General features: G+C 39.0%; 16 protein-coding genes, 1 riboswitch and 1 other annotated feature. Of the genes, 3 read left to right on the top strand and 13 right to left on the bottom strand.

The window, feature by feature from the left end:
- Positions 1–93: 93 nt before the first annotated feature.
- The 11 genes from VJ09_RS13600 to VJ09_RS13550 form a co-directional block, all read right to left on the bottom strand.
- Complete coding sequence (locus VJ09_RS13600) at positions 94–846, bottom strand: ABC transporter ATP-binding protein (RefSeq protein WP_044642207.1); 753 nt, start codon at positions 844–846, stop codon at positions 94–96.
- Complete coding sequence (locus VJ09_RS13595; protein ID WP_044642206.1) at positions 843–1,613, bottom strand: ABC transporter permease; 771 nt, start codon at positions 1,611–1,613, stop codon at positions 843–845. Before VJ09_RS13595 ends, VJ09_RS13600 begins: the two co-directional genes overlap by 4 nt.
- Positions 1,600–1,896: a thiamine-binding protein gene (locus VJ09_RS13590; protein ID WP_044642205.1), complete on the bottom strand. Its 297-nt coding sequence runs from the start codon at positions 1,894–1,896 to the stop codon at positions 1,600–1,602. The genes VJ09_RS13595 and VJ09_RS13590 overlap by 14 nt, the downstream gene beginning before the upstream one ends.
- Position 1,897: 1 nt before the next feature.
- Positions 1,898–2,899, bottom strand: a complete 1,002-nt coding sequence (locus VJ09_RS13585; protein ID WP_044642908.1) for an ABC transporter substrate-binding protein — start codon at positions 2,897–2,899, stop codon at positions 1,898–1,900.
- 98 nt (positions 2,900–2,997) lie between these two features.
- Positions 2,998–3,108: riboswitch (TPP riboswitch) on the bottom strand.
- A 250-nt stretch (positions 3,109–3,358) separates the two neighbouring features.
- Positions 3,359–4,777, bottom strand: a complete 1,419-nt coding sequence (locus tag VJ09_RS13580; RefSeq protein ID WP_044642204.1) for a S8 family serine peptidase — start codon at positions 4,775–4,777, stop codon at positions 3,359–3,361.
- 330 nt (positions 4,778–5,107) lie between these two features.
- The gene (locus VJ09_RS13570) at positions 5,108–6,553 is read right to left on the bottom strand and encodes an asparagine synthase-related protein (RefSeq protein WP_044642202.1); all 1,446 of its coding nucleotides are present in this window, start codon (positions 6,551–6,553) and stop codon (positions 5,108–5,110) included.
- A complete protein-coding gene (locus VJ09_RS19190; protein WP_044642201.1) occupies positions 6,516–6,941 on the bottom strand; it encodes a lasso peptide biosynthesis B2 protein in 426 nt (141 codons plus the stop codon). The genes VJ09_RS13570 and VJ09_RS19190 overlap by 38 nt, the downstream gene beginning before the upstream one ends.
- Positions 6,942–6,952: 11 nt before the next feature.
- On the bottom strand, positions 6,953–7,882 hold the full coding sequence (locus VJ09_RS13560) for a phosphoenolpyruvate carboxykinase (ATP) (RefSeq protein WP_044642200.1): 930 nt from the start codon (positions 7,880–7,882) through the stop codon (positions 6,953–6,955).
- Positions 7,883–7,954: 72 nt separating this feature from the next.
- Positions 7,955–8,095, bottom strand: a complete 141-nt coding sequence (locus VJ09_RS18540) for a hypothetical protein (RefSeq protein ID WP_154662366.1) — start codon at positions 8,093–8,095, stop codon at positions 7,955–7,957.
- A 20-nt stretch (positions 8,096–8,115) separates the two neighbouring features.
- Positions 8,116–8,385, bottom strand: coding sequence for a PqqD family protein (locus tag VJ09_RS13555; RefSeq protein WP_044642199.1), 270 nt, complete (start codon positions 8,383–8,385; stop codon positions 8,116–8,118).
- A gap of 16 nt (positions 8,386–8,401) precedes the next feature.
- Positions 8,402–8,674: a hypothetical protein gene (locus tag VJ09_RS13550; protein WP_147635511.1), complete on the bottom strand. Its 273-nt coding sequence runs from the start codon at positions 8,672–8,674 to the stop codon at positions 8,402–8,404.
- Between the two features lie 325 nt (positions 8,675–8,999).
- Here VJ09_RS13550 and VJ09_RS13540 point away from each other — a divergent pair, with 325 nt between their 5' ends.
- Positions 9,000–10,406: a helix-turn-helix domain-containing protein gene (locus tag VJ09_RS13540; protein WP_044642196.1), complete on the top strand. Its 1,407-nt coding sequence runs from the start codon at positions 9,000–9,002 to the stop codon at positions 10,404–10,406.
- Between the two features lie 472 nt (positions 10,407–10,878).
- Here VJ09_RS13540 and VJ09_RS13535 read toward each other — a convergent pair whose 3' ends face one another.
- A complete protein-coding gene (locus VJ09_RS13535) occupies positions 10,879–11,505 on the bottom strand; it encodes a hypothetical protein (protein WP_044642195.1) in 627 nt (208 codons plus the stop codon).
- A gap of 260 nt (positions 11,506–11,765) precedes the next feature.
- Here VJ09_RS13535 and VJ09_RS13530 point away from each other — a divergent pair, with 260 nt between their 5' ends.
- Complete coding sequence (locus tag VJ09_RS13530; protein ID WP_044642194.1) at positions 11,766–12,479, top strand: YdcF family protein; 714 nt, start codon at positions 11,766–11,768, stop codon at positions 12,477–12,479.
- 395 nt (positions 12,480–12,874) lie between these two features.
- Here the strand turns inward: VJ09_RS13530 and tyrS are convergent, their stop codons facing one another.
- Positions 12,875–14,125: a tyrosine--tRNA ligase gene (gene tyrS, locus VJ09_RS13525; protein ID WP_044642907.1), complete on the bottom strand. Its 1,251-nt coding sequence runs from the start codon at positions 14,123–14,125 to the stop codon at positions 12,875–12,877.
- A gap of 50 nt (positions 14,126–14,175) precedes the next feature.
- Positions 14,176–14,389 (bottom strand) — a binding site (T-box leader).
- Positions 14,390–14,442: 53 nt separating this feature from the next.
- On the opposite strand from tyrS, the gene VJ09_RS13520 reads away from it, so the two are divergent.
- A complete protein-coding gene (locus VJ09_RS13520) occupies positions 14,443–16,761 on the top strand; it encodes a transglycosylase domain-containing protein (protein WP_052807405.1) in 2,319 nt (772 codons plus the stop codon).
- Positions 16,762–16,831: the final 70 nt, after the last annotated feature.

Here is a 16,831-nt window from a genome sequence, read left to right as displayed (position 1 = left end):
TCTTTGGGAGATTACTTTCCCAAAGAGTTTCCCTGTGTTTGCACGTAATTATTGGTTTTACTATGTGTTTATAGGTTATAGTCTGTCCTTATCTTAAACTACTGATTTAGCTTCAAATAATAATTCCTCTAACTTCTTTCTCCATGATACAAAATCGGGAGACTCCCTCCACTTTAGACGTTCTTCTCTAGGATGAGGAATGGAAAACTCCTCCCTCACCTGCATAGGATTGGCGCCTAGCAGATAAATTCTGTCTGATAAAAGCAGTGCCTCTTCAATACTGTGAGTGATGAGTAAGACAGTTCTACTTTCTTCTTCCAATACTTTCATTAGCCATCTCTGCATCTGAAAACGAGTTAATGCATCAAGCGAAGCAAATGGTTCATCCAGACATAGGAGAGAGTGATTTTGAGCCAAAGCACGGATAAATGCAACTCGCTGTTGCATTCCTCCAGATAATTGATGTGGGTAGGCATGAGCTACTTGCTGTAACCCTGCGTGCATCAAGAGCGAATCAACATCTATCTTTTTGGGATGTGCTCCGATCTCAAGCGATAGTCGTACGTTTTGTTCAACTGTGCGCCACGGAAGCAAAGAAGCTTGCTGCGGTACATATCCAATACAACCTCTTTTCCCAATGATCGAACGACCATCTAACTCTATTTCTCCCTGTTTCGGAGTATAGAGTCCGCCTAGCAGATAAAATAAGGTGCTTTTCCCACTACCAGAAGGACCAATGAGCGAAACAAACTCTCCTTCTGCCACATATAGCGAGAGTTGATGCAAGATTGGTTTATGTTGTTCATATCCAAACGAAAGTTCATCGCAAACTAGCTTCTTGGTCATCTATTCCCCCTCCCCTTTTTCTGACGTTGCTCTCGTATCATCCATTTCTCAAGCAGAGAAATGACTCCCACCATTATGAGACTCAAAACTACAATGAGCAAAATCACAACGAAAACACGGGAAGTTCGGAATGAAGTTGCCGCTGTCGTCATCACGAGACCCAAACCTTCCTCCGCGCCTAACCATTCAGAGATGACAGCACCCATCACACTGTAGGTGGCTGCTAGCTTGAGTCCTGCAAATAGACTTGGCAATGCACTTGGTAGTTCCAGTTTGGTAAAGAGTTGTAGGCGGTTCGTACCTGTTATTCGCAAATATTGATGGAGGATCGGATCTACCTGCCGGAAACCACTTAACAGAGAAATAGTAATAGGAAAAAAGCATACTAAGGCTACGATTAGCAATTTCGGCAAATCCCCAAAACCAAACCAGAGGATCAGAAGAGGTGCCAGCGTAATCGTTGGGATGTTCTGAGTAATTACCAAAAGTGGATAGAGTGTGTTATATACCCAACGGTTTAGATGTAGCAGTAAAGCAAGCAACGTCCCTACTAAAACACCAATAGACAAACCTTGAACAGCGATCCTCATCGTCGCTACAATATCTATTGTCAACGAAGGAAAGCGATCGATCAGTTCCTTCCAAATAACAGTTGGTGCAGGTAACATCCAAGGTTCCAGCGCATAAACAGAAACCGCCGACTCCCAACCTAACAGGAGGATGGCAAAAAAGAGGAGTGGCGGTACTAGATGTTTAATCTTGGTCATATTTTTCGGTCAGTTGACCCATCGTAATGCCTTGGGGGTTGTAACAAATTTTCACCTGCGCTAAAGTGCTCGGACATCCTGCTTCGATCATCTTTTCATTCATTTTGGCGACGATCTGTAGTAAGTCAGATAACTGACCTTCCATCGTCGTTTCGAGCGGCCCCACCCGATATGGAACCCCTGATGCCTGAATAACTTCAATTGCTTGGTCCACATAAGGTATCGAACTCTCTCCGTTCGGAGTATGTGGTAAGATCTGAATACTTACAAGTGCATTTGCCATATTACTTCCCTCCTTGTGGTAAGAATTGATTGGTGAACGCTTCATCTGGGTTAAATTTTCCTTCTAGAAGGTTGTTTTTCTGTAAAAACTGAGCGTAGTTATCCCAAACAGATCTTTCTTGATGTCCCCACTGTTTTGCTTCTGCTTGATAACGAGGACTTAACCACTGTTGACTTTTGCGGACAAGCTCTGGATTCAAATCTGGTTCCGCTTTAATCAAGATCTCTGCTGCTTCATCTGGTGATTCAATAGCGAATTGATACCCTTTGGAAACCGCCTTCATAAACTTACGAACGGTCTCTGGGTCTTGTTTTGCTTTCTGTTCACTCGTGATCAGCACAGGGGTGTAGTAATCCAGTTCTTTGGCATAATCCGTTAAATAAATCATGTTTAACTTCTCGCCACGAAGTTCTGACTCGATACCAGTCCAACCTTGATAAATCCATGAAAAATCTACATCCCGTTTTACTGCTGTAAAAAAGTCCACACTCCCGATATTAAGAAACTTCACTTTGTTTACATCCGCTTGTTCTTTCGTCATTAACGCTTGGATAATTGGTTTCTCAGTTGGTGACCCATATCCTCCGTATGTTTTCCCCACAAAGTCCTTTGGACTCTTGATGTTTTTATTCATGGGAGAAGCAAATCCAGAGGTATTATGTTGAATGATGGCTCCAATAGATAAAATGGGTACTTGTTGTGTACGAGAGAAAGTCACATTTTCTTGTACACTTACTCCAAAATCAATTTGCCCACCACCAACTGCTGCTTCCGTCGTTGTTTTCCCTGGTTGGAGAATCTCAACATCTAATCCTTCTTCTTTGAAATATCCTTTTGCTATTGCGACATATAGTCCAGTGTGATTGGTATTGGGCGTCCAATCTAACATTAACTTCACTTTGGTTAACCCTTTATCTGTTCCACTAGCTACGTCATTGCTGCATGCTGTAGTCCAAATCAATAACATGGCACAGAGAACTAACAGCCATTTGTTTCTACGCATTTCCTTTCCTCCTGTAGAGTGAGGCAAGAACATTCCGACTAGCTCGTTTCTACGCAAAAACGCCTCCTATCCTTCGATAAGAGGCGCACATAGACACATAGAAAAACCCTATGAATTCCTACGCCGGCATTACCCGGATCAGGTGTAAGGGTCTGTGTTGTTGGGAACACACTCTCAGCCGGCCTATCCCAGCTCCCCTGTTATTTTGGTATAGTTTTCTAGATAAGTATATAAGATGGAACGAAATATGTCTATCTCGAAACATAGCCACATAATCATACTTAATTTGAGCCTCACTCAATCATTTTTAGTACATCCATGAATATGTTATAAATCCTTTCATTTGCTTCAGATTGAACTAATCGTCGTACTTCTTCTGTCAACTCTGATAAATATTTATTAAGCGTAAGATCAATTGCCAAACTATCTAAAGGAAAAGGTAACAAAATTAAACTGCTATCAACTTTCGAATCTATGCTTATGCCATTCTACTAATGGGGCAACAATAGCAGACATTGTCTTTGGATCGGGATCAGGAGAATGCTCTATTTCAGGAGCATCTGGAAAATATTTTTGTAAGAAGATAGTAATGCAAATTCGAGTATCAAATGACCTAGTTTCTACTAAAGACATCCATTTATCTAGCTCTTCTATGGGAGATGTTTCGAGCAGAGTATATGCCCAACTTTCTTTTACACCGTCTCTGCTCGATTCCCCCCAAACACGTTCCCAATATAAATCTCTTTCCACTTGATTAATTGGGTTTCCTAATCCTTGTATGGCTACTTTTTTTACCATGGGAGATTCATCATTCGTATAATCCCAAATTTCTTCCCTCGATAATTGCCTATCTTTTATTAGCATGGTCAAAGCTAAAGATCTTTCTAAGGGGTCTGCAGAGAGTATGGATTCCTTTTCATTGGTCACTACAACAGTTGGCTCTAAAGACAGATGCTTATCGTTACGGTTGCCTTCTTTTAATGCCTTAAATGCCTTTCGAGCATTCACAATAGGAGCTGGAAAGCCTTCTAGTACATCTCCTGTTTCCATTAAAGCATTTCGAATGTTATTAACGGTAAGATCAGGAAAGATCGAAAATAGATATGCACATAGTCCTGTTATGAGAGAAGCGCTCCCACAGGTAGCACTAAAATAATCTACTCCATCTCTTTCTAAACTAGGCAAAGGAAGATAAGTATAGGGTGCAAGGATATCTGGTCTCCAATGCCCATCGCTGTTTACACCAGAAGCTACTGCTGGATGTACTTCATAGTTGTTAAGTTCACTGAAACCCTTATCGTTGTAACCACTCACTGTAAAATATTGTTTTGGATGCAAGTTATTGTGTGCCCTTGAATTTCCGCCAGCAGCAATAACCAACAAACCCGCATCCACAGCAGGCTGCAAAGCTTGCACATAAGGATCGAGATGAGTTGGAGACATCCATCCTCTCTCCTGTGGTACGAGTAGATTTAAACATATCTTTAACGGGAAACCCCAGTCCTGTTGTAATATCCATTCGAGACCTTTCTTTCTACGTTCAGGGATATAGGAAGATAGAAAGATATAGTTTGCCGAAGGTGCCAATCCTGCATACTCCATACCTCTATATTCCATCGGTTGATGTGCTAGTAAACTAAGCACCATCAAACCATGTTCTTCTTTCTCCACTTCTTCTGTCAAAGGCTCCTCAAACAAATCGGTGCAACTAATTGTCATGTCTTTACGCACTTTAATTAGTTTTGCACGACCTTTCAAATGACTTAGTGACACATGTGATAGAGCACCATCTAAAATAATAATTCCAATTCCCTTACCAGAATCCTCGCTCAATTTATCTGTAAGTCCTATTCGTTTCCAAGTTGGTTCCACAACCATTTTACATCCAGCCTCCGAAAATTTATTAGTACCCATGATGCCTAAGCCAAATCTCTAAACTCAGCGTTCGAAAGATTAGGGCAAAATCATTATTGAGCCCAAACTTAAACCTTTCTACAGCGTCCATAAATACATCTTTCTGAATCCATCCTAAATCTGCCGCACGAGATGTTTTTATTAGCTGATTTACATAGTCGGATTCCTTGAAAAAACCTTTGCGATAGATCTCTGTAAACCGACTATCATCTGGATTAGCCAGTATTGCTTTTGGGATAGTGTTCTGAAGTCCTTCGCTAATACATCTCTTTTTACGACTGATTTCTAGTTTCGTTAACGAAGGCAATGTAAAAAAAATTCAATAAGTCGTTGGTCTCTGAATGGATAAATTCGCTTAAGACCATTCGGCTTACCAATGTTGCTATTTAACCAAGGGCAGGGATTAATCAGGATAAACCTTTCAAAGTTCTCTCTCAAGTAGATACTTTTTAAACTAGGATCTCTTATTTTTCTCCGTTCCTCTTCCACTTCTTGAAAACTAATACCTTTCAGATTATCCCCAATCCAAGAAGGAGTAGTATACCAAGTCAAAGAAAATCCTGTGTTTTGCCAAGTTTGTTTATTTAATTCATTCTCTAGTCGATATCTCAGTTTAAGTGGCAACAAAGAAGGCAGGATATAAGTGCAAAAGATCTTCCATAATGGTTGTTTTCTTTTCGTAGATACTTTCAACATATGAGACCACACTTGGCTCATTTTACCTTGTAGAAATAAGTCTCGGAGATAATACGAGCTCGAGGATAATAACTCGTCTCCTCCTTCTCCAGATAGAAGCACCGTTGACCCCATGCTCTTGGCAGACTGATTTAATTCATGAAACATAGCAGAATGCAAAACAAGTGGGCTTGGTTCGTCATAGACTTTAATCTCATCTTTAACATGTTTGAACGACCAATAGTTCGAAAGATTAAGGTAATTCGGGACGATGTCGGTTTGCTGATATATTATATCAACAGTTTCTTTGTTCGGTTTCCCGTCCTCGATTTTATCAAAGATATAGGTATGCCCATATACCTTTACTCCAATATTCTCTTCTGCCAAAAAAGCAACACTAGTTGAATCCAATCCTCCACTAACTTCACAGCTAATGATTCTTTGATCAGCAACAGATTTTTTTACAGCATCTTTAAGCATGCTTGCAAATGTCTCAATATGTTCTTCTAGCGATGCGTTGTTGTCTCTGTTCTCTTGTGTTAAAGACCAGTATTTCTTGTTCACGATCTCTCGATTTTCCTCTTTAACGACTTTGTGAGCTGGTAAAATACGCTTTACACCCATATAAGGAGTATGCTCTGTCTCCGTAAGCTCGGTATGCAAGTACAATTTAAAATAATCTGTGTTCAGATCCCTGCTGTATTTACGAAGTGAATCAAGTTCATTGGACACAACAAGTTTGCCAGAGTAGTGATAATAAAAAACAGGATCAGCAGTCAGACTTCTGAACACTTGCAATCTCCTCGCTTGCCTATCATATAATAGAAAAGAAAATGATCCTTTTAAGGGCTGAAGTAAATCATCACTCATAGTAGAGTTAGATCTCAATATCTCTAATAGCAATCCAATATTCCCGTTGAGATCTTCAAGCACGACAATGATATATTGATTTACCTGATAACTATGCCAATGGGATGGAAAACAAAAGGTTCCATCAACTACTGTGGAATATACTTGATTACTTAGATCAAACTCTCCCTTTGTTGAGTAGAAAGCTACTGGCATTGGACTTATCCTCCCTCTGATATTGTAGAAACACCTGAAATTTATCTCTGTATTTACTCTCGTCCAACTCACGAATAGGGGTCTCAACCCATGCGTGGCTTAAGAAAGGCTTCTTTTTAATCCCAATACAAAGTCGGCTCTGCATATTGTTAAAACGTAATAGTTTGTAAAGAGCTAGTGATCGTTCTAAGCACTCTATATTTAAGAAGTGCAATTTACAAGCCAATTGAAAGCCACTAATAATACAGCCCTCATTCAATCTTTTATTTCGTGTTACTGTTTCATCCTCAATGTTTTTAATTGCATCCTGCAACCCCTTTTTCCTTAATCTTCTATAATAGAAGAACAGATACCAATAACTCAAAATAAATGAAACCACTCTCCCCATTACAGTTCCCCCTAACTAATCTGATTTACTAATTCATCAATTAGGCTAAACAGTGATTCTGGATTCGTTTCGGTATCTCGATAAACCCTGAACATAGGTACCTCGCAGGATAATCGTGTGAATACTGGTAAATTTCTATCGTAGAAAACTTCACTAAACACATGCTTCAAGAAATGCTTAGCATAGACATTGGAAAGTAAATGCATTATCGTTTCATTTCCCTTTAGACGCTTAGAAACGAGACCTTTTGTATCATCCAATTTAAGAAAGAAGAAGCCATCAATAAACGAATCGTCCTTATAATGAAGTCCTTGCGAAACATCCACTCTGAGCTTGTCGATCTCTCCAAAATTCCTAGTTGCTTGACTAACAAGTGGCGAAGATTCAGAAAGCCGCATACTCGGGATACCGCTTCTGACCATATACGTTTCTGGGGCAAGAGCAATAATATCGTCTGTAATGATCTTTCCTCCAGCTAAAGCACACAAAGAAGCAATTGTTGACTTGCCAGTACCAGAATCTCCTATGAAACATATTGTCTTATTGCGATATCTAACCGCACTTCCGTGTAACTGGGAATGTCCTTTTAGATATAGCAAAAAAGAAGTTATTTTGGAGAAGAAGATGGCGAAAAACTCTTCATCAAGCTCACTATTCATAATAAGGCGGCGCTTAAACGGATCTATAAAAAACTGATACTTAGTTAACCATCGCAAAAAATAATCGCTATTCCCAACTTTATAAACCTCTTTAAAAGGAACAGCTTCACCTACAATAAACCTTCTAAATACCAGTTTCGATTGGTTTAATAGATCTTTGTTAAAGAACCGATCATCGCATACAATTTCAAAATCATAGTAGCTCTTACCACATTCATAAAAATAGTCACTTAAATCTAGCTTCGTTTTTATTACCAAACCATACATTTTGTAGTAGTTCATTTTAACCCTCCCTCTCTTCTTTAATATTTATAGAGAGCACACCTTTTAATGTGCTCTCTATAAGAATCAATGCTATTCGCTACGTGGGTATTTGGTAGAGTAGGTGTCTGTGTCGTGTCCACCAGCGCCACCAAAAGTAATCTCTACGATGTTGCCAAGTACGATTAAGTTTGGCGATGTGTACTCTTTCTTTTCTTGTTTTTGGTTTTCCATTTTTGTCTCACCTCCTTTCATCAGTCGTCTAACGCAATTAGTAGAGAGTGCTCTACGAGTCGATCAATGAGATCATTAACATCTCTCTCTACTAGGGCTTCATCCTGGGTATATTTGTTTTGAATATTGCGAACAATAGACCCAACACTTTCCCCTGCATGGATCATCTTCCATATGGAAAGAGCTACTTCATCTAATCCAAAACACATTTCGGTTTTACTGTTATAGATGAACGCACCATTATCAATATCGTTAAATACAATTTCTTTCGGCACTATATACCTCGTCATTTCCTATCTCCTTCGCCTAGAAAATATCGTAATGCTTGCCTCTCAACACAGTTTTCTTCCCCAGTGTAACCATTTCACAATCAGATAGCTGTATCTGAATATCTGCTCCACTCTCTGTTTTCATCTCCACTGTAGAATTTGGCATCTTGTGAAGTTGATTCAGCTTGACGTGGCACTTTACACTGGAATCTCCCTGAAACGTGACCGAATTGATCGTAGACAGGCATTCGATCCATCTCATTAGTTGAATCACCTCGGTATGCGATCCTTTCAAAGTGAGTTCTAGCATCAGCTCTTGCTCCTTTTTCATGTTTCAACTACTTATCCTTAGCAACAAAGGAGAGGTAGTGTGAAGCCTCTATACCGTCCCCTTCATTGCTACACGTCGTTCTTGTTTCTGATTATAATTAATAGTAGAATTAGTGACAAATTATTGAAATTAAATATTTTTAAACAGGAAAAACTTGAAAAATACAGTAGATTTGCAAGCACAAAAGATACCTTTGTAGAAATTTTCAAAAATCCCAGAGTAACTTTTCTGTTAATTCAATCGAAACACGGGAAAAAGCAGAATTTCTAAAGAAAAAAAGTGAAAAATTTTTTTGGAGGGACAAATGGACTACTATCTATACAATCAGACAGGTAAGATATTTCGTGAGATACGGGATGCGAAGGGGATCAAAATAGAGGATTTAGTAGAGCGAGGATTGTCAGCAGGAACAATCTCCCATTTTGAGACAGGGAAGAGAAATGTAAAGCCAGACAAGATCATCAAGCTCTTTGGCAAGATCGGAGTTAGTGAAAAAGAATTGGTCGATTTAATCAAGTCAGATGAGGAAAAAGAGGCACAGCACGCAGAAAAATTAGAGGTCGAGCTTCTATCTATTGAGAACAATATAGACTTGGTAAATCCTAATACATCCTTAAAACGCTTGAAACAGATTAAGCCTAATTGTACTACTGGTAAATTTCTGGCTTTAATCGAGTTTCTAACTGCCCAAGCTTACTATAAGAAGGACAACTGGCAAAGTAATTGGAAGAAATCGGAGTTTCACTTCTATGAGACGATCAAAATTTGTTTGAACAATCCTGAATCAGATGAAGAGAATTTATTAGCCAATGCTTACTATGGATTAGCAAGGATTAACTTCCGTGAAAACAATTTAACAGAGGCACTAGAATTTGTTCAAAAAGGACTAGATTCATATAATAAAGATAGAAATAGGAAGTTTATTTTCCATCAGCTTCTTTTGAGTAAGGCAATATTTTTAGAAAAGCTTGAACACAATGAAGAAGCTCATGACATTCTAAATGAGCTATGGGAGACTATAGACCACACAGATACAGAATCAGCTCTTAATATGTATGAACTTGCCGCAATCTTGTATATTAAGAGCAAGCGTTATACTCAAGCAATTCCCTATTGTCTAGAGGGCATACACATTGCTCGTCGACACAAAAACTATGATCGAAGTTTTGAGTTATGGGTGGCTTTGGGAAAAGCATATAGAAATTTAGGTAAATTAGACCAAGCTAAAATCTGTTTGCAGACAGCCGCCCAATTTGAAGATAAAATTAAATGGAAATTCTTAACGGTTCAAAATGACATCCAACTAGGCGAGCTTTACCTGAATGAAGGACAAATAGATCAGGCAAGAGAAATCCTAGAACAAGCTATCGTTAAAGGAAAGCGCGTAAACGATTCTCTATCTGTGTTTAAAAGCTTAGTTTCATTAGGTGATTGTTATCTAAAACAAAATGATCAGGAACAAGCAATTGGTTACTATGAAAAAGCTCTTGAGATCACGCAACGCCATAAACTGCTTGTACAACAATGTGATCTCGCCCTTCAGCTAGGCGCCTTGTACGAAAATAGAGACTTGATCAAATATAATAAATACTCTACACTCTACTTTAGACTTAGTATACAATTAGCTAAAAGTAGAGGTGGACTTCAAATGATACCTAATGAAACCTTGCCTACCAACAAGAGTTCTGTCACAAACCCACCAGATAATTAAATTGTCAAAAGCTAACCCGAGGGTGACCTTGGGTTTCGTTTTTTGAAATAACAAAAATAATATTAAAAAGGAAAAACTCTATTTCCTCTAGCGTCTTTGTCTTAAGGAGAAAAAAGTGCTACAAAATATAGAGGTAAATTTGAGCTACTCAATCAGAGAAAACCTATCAATACTATTTCTAATATTGATAGGTTTTCTCTGTTATTCTGGCAAAATAAGATTTTTGATAGGGACTTCTTTAATAAAGATTGTTTTCGATTCATAATTCATTTTGTATTGACCATTAGAATGTAAAATTTCTATCGGATTAACATGCTCATCTGTTTTAATTTCCACCAATTCAATCTCGCCTGTTAGTTGGTAACCATGTTTTACTTTTTTATATGGTGATGTAATGTAAAAATCCTTGTATGTATCAAGTATTATCGATTGTTGTGCCTTACCATCTTCAATTAAGATCGGATAGATCTTTTTATAAGGTAGAGGAGGCTCCTAAAGAGTAAGCAGCAAAAAAAAGGAGAATAATTATGAAGAATATTCCTAGTCCCCTGTAAGTTTTTGATCGTTTGAATTTATCAATATCATAAGAATAATAAAATGTTGTTATAATACATACAAAATAAATAGTACTAAGTTGAACATCAATCGGTGAATTAACCTGTATATTTTGAAAGTATCCAAGAAGTTTTAAAAAGAATGTTAGTATAAGTGGTACCAAAATAATCATCAAAAGAACCATTGTAATAATGACTCTTTTTCGTTTAAGTCTTGGATTGTTTTTATAGTCTGATTTAAATCTATATAGTATGTAATTGGGAATAAAAAATCCGAATATAATTATTATAAAGGAAAAACTAGGTATTGTTAGTTTCGTAAGGTTCAAGTCTAGATACATAATAGGAATCTTATAAAAATGATAATATCCTAAGTAATAAGCATATGTAAAAACATATAATCCTACTAGCCCAAGACCTACTAATAATTCAGGTTGAAATATAGCACTTGTAAAAAAATTTCCCTCCAACTTTTGTTCTACTGAGTTGGATGACGTTTCTTCTAACAATTGTTTATTTTTTCGATGTCGTTTTCTCTTTCTCATTATTTTCACCTCATAGAAATGATATCAAACTTTTTAATAAATTTTAAATGTTCCTTATCCAAAAGAAAAAAGCTATACACTAGGTATCCTTGATGCTTGTGTTCACAACGCAAAAGATGCTTTTGCCCTTGCACGATCAGCTGGATCAAACAAGATTCTAAATAGAGTAAAAGCATTACACAGTAATCTGAACCAATCTCAATGGAGAAAGGATCAGCATGTTGGCAAATTGAGCAACGTACTTGCTGAGTGTGAGTAAAATGAAAACGATACTACTTCTTATCATGTTTCTATTAATCTTATTGCTAGTCACTTGGTTTGTTTTCTATAGAAAAGGAAAACAATTTGCTCTACGGGATCATCTAAACAAAGCCGATGCGATTGTGGTGCTTGCAGGAACTCGTGGAAACATCAACTTTCTCGATGGTAAGATCAGGACTGCTGTACATTTGTATCACCAAGGCTGGGCTCCTTACTTGATCTGTAGTGGTAAATTTAGTGTGAAAGTAGATGGAAAAACACCGAATCTGATCCCTCTAGAAGAGCTTCAGACCGCTGCTTTGAATGGACGAATTCACAAGGAAAATATCCCAAGTGCCGCAAAAACGTGGGATATGAATCTTGGAGCTAGCTACTTACGTGACAAAGCTTTGGATATGGGTGTTCCCCTTGATGCGATTTTAGTGGAAAATGAATCGTTACACACACGTGAAAATGCAGAGTATGTACTTACTCTACTAAAAAAACATAATTTATCTCGTGTGATCCTGGTCACATCGCCATTCCATCAATTACGTACCTACCTTACTTTTTCCAAAGCCTTTCAGCAACACGGTATCAAAATAACCAACTACTATGCTGACACGGGTGAGTGGAATCCTACAACTTGGTTTCTATCTAAAAATCACAGGAATCTAGTAAAAAGCGAAGTAGAGCGGATTAAGCTATATAGAAAAAAAGGCGATCTTTTGTAGTTTACGAAAATAAGAAACCGAAAAAATAAATACCAAACCTAGCCTTAAGAAGGCCTTATGATATCTAAAAAACTCCCTCACTTCTACGCGTTTTTGCTGAGTGAGGGAGCTTTGTTGGTTTTAGTACACTTCATTCCCAATAGACTTATTCAAACCAGTTCTAAAGTAACTCAATCCGCTTTGTAGCGGTACAAAAGTATTTCAGGGTAAAAATCAGCTCCTTATATTCAGTAAATCAACAGACGTGGTAATTATGTCTAATAAAAGAACTTTTATTTTAAAATGAACCATTTAGATATTTCCTCACTCTATTATAATGAGGGACTAATAGCTCCCCCAATACATAAAATAGAGAGGTTGAATCCACTAGGACTCTCCCTCTCTGTTGTTTTATTTTATCCCAACTTGATTTTGGCAAACTTCCGCTTCCCTACTTGTACCACCATTCCATCTTGTGGTACAACACGTAATTGCACATCACTTACTTTTTCTTGGTCGATCCGTACGCCGCCACCTTGAATCATACGGCGAGCCTCTCCATTACTAGGTACCAACTTGAGGTCTGTTAATAACTGAACGATCCAGATACTTCCCTCTTCCAGTTTACTCGTCTCGAGGACTACTTCCGGAATGTCAGTAGGCAAGTCTCGCTGTTGGAAGACCGTGATAAACTGCTTCTCTGCTTCCGATGCGGCCACTTTTCCTTGGTACATTTCGACCAAAGTACGAGCCAACTTCATTTTCATATCGCGTGGATGAAGCGTTCCATTTTCCATCCCAGCTGCAATTTGGTCTACTTCATCGGGAGACAGATTGGTCGCAAGTTCGAAGTATTTTACCATTAGCTCATCTGGGACAGACATCGCTTTCCCATAGATTTCAGTTGCAGATTCATCTACGCCAATGTAGTTGCCCAAGCTTTTGGACATTTTTTTGACACCATCTAACCCTTCTAAAAGTGGCATAGTAAAGATAACCTGTGCTTCTTGATTGTATTCTTTTTGTAGCTGACGACCCATCAATAAGTTGAACGTCTGGTCTGTTCCCCCCATCTCGACATCAGACTCTAATGCTACCGAATCATATCCTTGCATCAATGGGTAGAAAAATTCATGTAGACTAATGGGTTGCCCATTTGTGTAGCGTTTGGAGAAATCATCGCGCTCTAACATCCGTGCAACCGTCATGTTAGCTGCTAAACGTGTTACATCTGCGAAGTTAAGTGGAGCTAGCCACTGACTATTGTAACGAACCTCTGTTTTGGCAGGGTCTAATATTTTAAAAAGTTGTTCCGTATATGTTTTCGCATTCGCAACTACTTCTTCTTCCGACAGTTGCTTTCTCGTTTCGGATTTGTCGGTAGGATCTCCAATCCGTCCGGTAAAATCTCCGATCACGATTTGGACGACATGTCCTAGCTCTTGGAACTGCCGCATTTTATTTACAACTACCATATGCCCGATGTGGATATCTGGAGCAGTCGGATCAAGGCCTAATTTTACTTTCAATGGTTTGCCTGATTGAATCGATTTCCGTAGCTTATTTGCTAGCTCTTCTTTTGGCAAGATCTCTACAGCGCCTCTTTCCAAGATGGCAACTTGACGCGCTACTTCTTGTTCAACTTGTGGATTCACTTTTTCATTCATAGCAGGAATGCCCCTTTCCAATAGCCAAATAAAAAAATACCCAATCCCTAAAAAGGGACGGAGTATTGGTTTCCGCGGTACCACCCTAATTGGATAAAGCATAGCTTTTATCCCGCTCAACGGAGGTAACGGCTCCTTAGACCGTGTCTTCAAGACAAAAGCTCCCAAGTGTAATTCATCCTCCGGGTTTGTACTGGTTTTCACCGACCACCAGCTCTCTATAATCAACACCCTGGGACTACTTCGCTTGTTCTACGCTTGTTCTGATTTCTGCTTACTATATCATAATATTAGCCATACAGAGGAGGGTTATCAAGATGGAAACAAGAAAAGAACGATTCCATCCCCCCAACAGATGGAAAACAGTCGGGAAGTCGGTTGGAAAGATATTTCTATGGACTCTTTTATTTGTAACTTGCCTTGGAACACTAGCAGTTGGAGTAGGATTTGGTATCGTCTCTGCGATGGTGATCGATCAACCAGTCCTAAATCGCGACGATTTCCAAAAGAAACTGGATAGTTTAGTCCAAACTAGTTTCGCCTACTTTCAGAATAAAGATACAAATGGAGTACCCGTAGAGATTGGCACACTTCGTTCAGGAGATGAACGCTTGCCCATCACTAAATTGGATCAAGTAAATCCACTGTTGCAAAAGGCCTTTATTTCGATGGAGGACTGGAAATATTATGAACACAATGGAATTCGTCCTACCTCGATCGCACGTGCCGCATGGCAACAACTAAGCAACGCAGATACGCAAACAGGCGGTAGTACCATAACCCAACAGTTGGTAAAGTTGATCATTCTAGAAGACAGAAGGCAAGAAATTGATCGAAAAGCAAAAGAGATCGTTCTCTCCTTACGAATTGAAAAGATGTTCTCCAAAAATGAAATCTTTCTTTATTATTTAAACAGTGTCTATTTTGGAGATAGCGCAACTGGCCGCAACATGTATGGGGTCTCGTCTGCTGCAAAAGGACTATTTGATAAAGACCAAAAAGATCTCAATCTTCCACAAGCAGCTTACATAGCAGGAATGGTACAGCGTCCTAATGACTACAATCCATTTAAAGAGAACTCGGACAATATTCAAGTAGGAATAAAAAGAATGAAGTTAGTTCTAGATAAGATGCTAGAACATAAAGCAATCACCAAACAACAGTATGATGAGGCACTTCGATTTGATCTTGTTGCCAGCTTTGCTAAACCTGAATCATTTGAGAATGGCTACGAGCGCTATCCTTTTATCATGTATGCAGTAGAAACTCAAGCGGCAGAACTATTGATGAAACTGGATGGACTCGACCCAAATGAACTGAGTAAACAAGGAAAGTACAAAACAACACTGGACCAATACAAGCAAAAAGCTACAACAGGTGGGTACCGTTTCTATACTACGGTCGACGAAAATCTTTACAACAAGGTGAATGAAGCAGCACTAAAAAACATAACCATTCAAAAGCGAACCTACAAAGGCAAAAAAGTGCCGGTAAACGTTGGAGCTGTTGTATTAGATAACAAGACTGGTGCAATCCTCGCCTTTGTCTCCGGTTCGGAAAAGTTTTCTGCCAATCAGAGAGATCATGCACTCAATGTCTCCAGACAACCTGGATCGACAATTAAACCTCTCTTGGACTATGGGCCTGCATTGGAAGAAAGACTGCTCTCTCCAGGTTCCAAAATTGTAGATGAAGAGCTCCGAAAAGCTGACGGATCTGGTACTTACAAAAATGCCAATAACAGATATCAAGGACCTGTGACTGTGTCTGAGGCACTCAAATGGTCCTACAACATTCCAGCTATCAAAACCTTTCAAAATGTTGGGCAAAAAAGGGCATTTTCTTATATCCAGAAGATGGGGCTAACACCAGATAAAAAAGATGGGGAGTCTTCCTCCATCGGTGGATTTACTCATGGTTTTACCGTACAGCAAATGACTGCGGCTTTTTCTACGCTTGCTAATGGCGGCAAATATAATGAACCGTATCTCATTTCAAAAATAACGGATTCAGCTGGCAATATAATCTGGGAGTATAAAGCAAAACCAGTTACCGTCTTTTCCCCTCAAACCAGCTACCAACTAACCGTTATGCTACAAAATGTGTTAAATGGGACAGCTTCCTATACTCGAGATCGTATCCAAGGGAATTACCGGATCGCTGGAAAAACAGGAACAACCAACGATGACAAGGATCTCTGGTTTGTTGGATACACACCCAACATCACCATCGGAACATGGGGTGGTTTTGATTACCCAATGGAAATGGGAAGCAGTATGAGATATATTGCCCAACAGACTTGGGTCAATGTTTTTAATTCTGCGGCAAAAGCACGTCCTGATCTCTTTCCAAAAGGAGCGGGCTTCTCCAACCCTGGAAATCTTCCTGGAACAATATGTGGCTTTGACTGTGGTAATGTAGCAGACTATGAAAGGAAAAAAGCGGAAGAAGAGGCGAAGAAAAAAGCGGAAGAGGAAGCAAAGAAACCTCCTGTTCCAAAGCCAAATGAACCGACGTACCCACCTCCAAATCCAGATAAACCAGGAACTGGTGGTGGTGGAAATGATAACGGTGGGACACGTCCCCCTGTAGAAACACCCATCTTAAAACCAAGGTCATCTAATGAATTAGATTAACAAAAAGAGCGTCTCCTTTTTACTTTGGAGACAGCTCTTTTCTTCAATTTTGCCAAGTGAAATTTTCTCA

The organism is Risungbinella massiliensis, assembly GCF_000942395.1.
In the GTDB taxonomy this organism is placed as follows: Bacteria; Bacillota; Bacilli; order Thermoactinomycetales; family Thermoactinomycetaceae; genus Risungbinella; species Risungbinella massiliensis.
The sequence above is the reverse complement of the archived record's forward strand: the minus strand, read 5'-3'. Positions and strand labels throughout refer to the sequence as shown.

What these genes read in the sequence shown, in the direction of transcription:
- VJ09_RS13600 (WP_044642207.1), bottom strand. Translation starts at nt 846, where the DNA reads ATGACCAAGAAGCTAGTTTGCGATGAACTTTCGTTTGGATATGAACAA.
- VJ09_RS13595 (WP_044642206.1), bottom strand. Translation starts at nt 1,613, where the DNA reads ATGACCAAGATTAAACATCTAGTACCGCCACTCCTCTTTTTTGCCATC.
- VJ09_RS13590 (WP_044642205.1), bottom strand. Translation starts at nt 1,896, where the DNA reads ATGGCAAATGCACTTGTAAGTATTCAGATCTTACCACATACTCCGAAC.
- VJ09_RS13585 (WP_044642908.1), bottom strand. Translation starts at nt 2,899, where the DNA reads ATGCGTAGAAACAAATGGCTGTTAGTTCTCTGTGCCATGTTATTGATT.
- VJ09_RS13580 (WP_044642204.1), bottom strand. Translation starts at nt 4,777, where the DNA reads ATGGTTGTGGAACCAACTTGGAAACGAATAGGACTTACAGATAAATTG.
- VJ09_RS13570 (WP_044642202.1), bottom strand. Translation starts at nt 6,553, where the DNA reads ATGCCAGTAGCTTTCTACTCAACAAAGGGAGAGTTTGATCTAAGTAAT.
- VJ09_RS19190 (WP_044642201.1), bottom strand. Translation starts at nt 6,941, where the DNA reads ATGGGGAGAGTGGTTTCATTTATTTTGAGTTATTGGTATCTGTTCTTC.
- VJ09_RS13560 (WP_044642200.1), bottom strand. Translation starts at nt 7,882, where the DNA reads ATGAACTACTACAAAATGTATGGTTTGGTAATAAAAACGAAGCTAGAT.
- VJ09_RS18540 (WP_154662366.1), bottom strand. Translation starts at nt 8,095, where the DNA reads ATGGAAAACCAAAAACAAGAAAAGAAAGAGTACACATCGCCAAACTTA.
- VJ09_RS13555 (WP_044642199.1), bottom strand. Translation starts at nt 8,385, where the DNA reads ATGACGAGGTATATAGTGCCGAAAGAAATTGTATTTAACGATATTGAT.
- VJ09_RS13550 (WP_147635511.1), bottom strand. Translation starts at nt 8,674, where the DNA reads ATGCTAGAACTCACTTTGAAAGGATCGCATACCGAGGTGATTCAACTA.
- VJ09_RS13540 (WP_044642196.1), top strand. Translation starts at nt 9,000, where the DNA reads ATGGACTACTATCTATACAATCAGACAGGTAAGATATTTCGTGAGATA.
- VJ09_RS13535 (WP_044642195.1), bottom strand. Translation starts at nt 11,505, where the DNA reads ATGAGAAAGAGAAAACGACATCGAAAAAATAAACAATTGTTAGAAGAA.
- VJ09_RS13530 (WP_044642194.1), top strand. Translation starts at nt 11,766, where the DNA reads ATGAAAACGATACTACTTCTTATCATGTTTCTATTAATCTTATTGCTA.
- tyrS (WP_044642907.1), bottom strand. Translation starts at nt 14,125, where the DNA reads ATGAATGAAAAAGTGAATCCACAAGTTGAACAAGAAGTAGCGCGTCAA.
- VJ09_RS13520 (WP_052807405.1), top strand. Translation starts at nt 14,443, where the DNA reads ATGGAAACAAGAAAAGAACGATTCCATCCCCCCAACAGATGGAAAACA.